At 69.9% G+C, this 2,280-nt stretch carries 4 protein-coding genes; all 4 read right to left on the bottom strand.

The features are described from left to right. Positions 1-540, bottom strand: a 540-nt coding sequence (locus ACFPZ3_RS56215; protein WP_379522685.1) for a hypothetical protein, incomplete at its 3' end; no start/stop codon positions are given. A 217-nt stretch (positions 541-757) separates the two neighbouring features. Continuing rightward, entirely contained in the window at positions 758-1,765 is a 1,008-nt protein-coding gene (locus ACFPZ3_RS56220) for a DUF2637 domain-containing protein (protein ID WP_379522686.1), read from the bottom strand. A 47-nt stretch (positions 1,766-1,812) separates the two neighbouring features. Next, positions 1,813-2,037, bottom strand: coding sequence for a hypothetical protein (locus tag ACFPZ3_RS56225; RefSeq protein WP_379522687.1), 225 nt, complete (start codon positions 2,035-2,037; stop codon positions 1,813-1,815). Positions 2,038-2,039: 2 nt separating this feature from the next. Beyond that, positions 2,040-2,280: hypothetical protein (locus ACFPZ3_RS56230; protein ID WP_379522688.1), on the bottom strand; the 241-nt coding region annotated here is incomplete at its 5' end.

The following is a 2,280-nucleotide window of genomic DNA, read 5'->3' on the forward strand; positions in this document are numbered from 1 at the left end:
GCGCTGCTTGTCCAGCTTGAGCCACGTCTCCGGGTCGTTGCGGTCGGCGGCGTACTGGCGAAGCGCCCAGTTGCCCTCCTCCGCCGTGGCCCAGTGCAGGAGCTTTCCCGTCGCACGGAAGAACCCGACCGGGGCGTAGACGGTCGCCTTGGCGGCGTACTTGGGTGAGCGGACGGCGTGGTAGCCGACGACGTACCCGGCGTCCTTGGCCTGCCAGGCGAGCATGGCGCGGGTGCCCTTCCAGGACCGCAGCGTGGCCGGGATGATCGGGGCGCGGCGCTGGTCGTTGGTGGAGCGGTAGGGCACGTCGTCGTCCGGCGGGTCGACCGGAGGCCCGAGGACCGTGCCCTCGATCGCGATGGTCTCGCGGTCGAAGAACTCGTCCTCTTCGCGGTCGGCCTCCTGGTCGTCCGCGCGGCGGGCGCGGCGGCGGGCCGCGTCGAGCGGGACGACTTCGCCGCCGGGTTCGGTGCGGTCGAAGGTGGTCGGCTCGTCTTCTTCGCTGTGGTGGTCTTCGTGCTCGTGCGGGTGATGCGTCATGATGTGGGCACCTCGTGTGCGTACCTGCGGGCGGGGTTACGGGGCGCGGCCAGAGTCTTGGCGGATGAGGTCGCGTCCCGTACTGGGCTGGTCAGGGGCGATGTGCGGTGGGACCGCGTCTCGTCCGTGCGGGCAGTCGTGTTGGTGTCGGCGATCGGTTCGTGCGGTCCGACCGGTGGCGGGTCGCCGGTCGAGGGGCGGGCGAGGCAGAGGTCCATCAGGCGGCCTCGCGTCCCGCGTTCTCGGCGGTCGGACCGGTCTCGGACCGCAGGCGGGCCAGCAGTGCTCCGGCGCGGTCGGTGGAGAGGGATTGGCCGGTCTGGCGGATGGCGTCGCGGAGTCGATCCCGGGTCAGGGTGATGCCTCGTGCGTCGTGGTCGGCGGCGACCTGCCAGCCCAGCGGCATCAGGTCGTCCACCTCGGACGGGGTGACGGTCGGGCGGGTGGTCTTGCGCGGCTTGGGCTTGCGGGGCGGTGCGGTGGTCAGGGCCGGGCGCTTGGGAGTCGCGGGCGGTGTGAGCCGTACTGACTCAGCCCGGATAGGTGCGCTGGCCGGGGCCAGCTCGCCGAGCTTGTACAGGGCGCGCTCGCGGCGGGTGGCCTTGAACTGCCACAGGAGGCCGTAGTGGTCCTGTAGGTCGGTCTTGGCCAGGATGCGGTCGCGTTCGCGGTTCAGGGCGTCGGGGTACGAGCGCACCTCCCAGAGCACCATGCGCCGCCATAGAGCGAACGTGGGAACCGGAGACAGCAGCCAGCGCGAGAGGCGGATGCTGTCGAGACGGCGGGAAGGGTTGGCCAGGTTGGCGCGCTTGCGTACGGCGTGGGTGCCGATCTCTACGGCCACGACCCACAGGCCGGGCAGGATCGCGTGGGCGATGACGGCGAACCAGTCAGGCCCGCCGGGTGCGTTGGCGTAGGCAGCGACGTTCAGGTAGACCGTGACGGCCGTGAGCGTCCAGGGGACGAACCGTAGCCAGCGCACCCGCATGTTCAGCCGGGCCAGGACGATGTCCAGCGCGGAGAACACCCCGATTCCGAGGTCCACGCCGAGGGGCAGCAGGAAGGCGAGTGATCCGAAGGTGGGCTTGGCCGCGTCCATGACGGTGGCGAAGGAGATGACGAACCCGATCAGGCCCAGCACGCCGACAGCGGCGGCGGTGACCGAGATCAGGGTCTGTCCTCCCTCCGATAGTGGGCGCGGGGCGGTGGCTGATGAGTCGTTCATGGCGGGTGCTCCGTTCGGTGAGTCTGCGGGGCGGTCGTGGGACGGGTTCATCGGCTCCACCGCCGTCCCCAGCAGCGCGGGCAGCCGGGCTTGTTGCACCAGTTCCGTGGGGAAGCGGCCCAGCCTTGGGCGATGACTTCGAGAGAGCCGCCCTGGCGAACGGTGACACGGGAGACCTGCCACAGCCGGTAGCGCCCTTGGCCCATGCGCACCAGCTCGATGAAGAGACCTCCGATGAGGAAGGCGAGGATGTAGGAGAGGACTGTGATCATGGCTAGCTCCACTTGCGGTTCTTGAACTGCTGGGCGGACTGCTTGCGGTGCTTGATCGCCTCCAGTTTGGAGAAGCGATCGAGATGCGGGTTGGCCTTGCGGGCGTTCTCCTGGAGTCGCGCCCACTGCTGGTCGCTGATGGTGTTCGGGGGCTGGTCGTGAGACATGTGCTGGTGTCCGCTCAGTGGCCGGAACGGACGAGCATGCGGCAGACGCGGCAGCCGGGCTGGCAGCGAGCGCCGT

It is taken from the genome of Nonomuraea insulae (genome assembly GCF_042656245.1).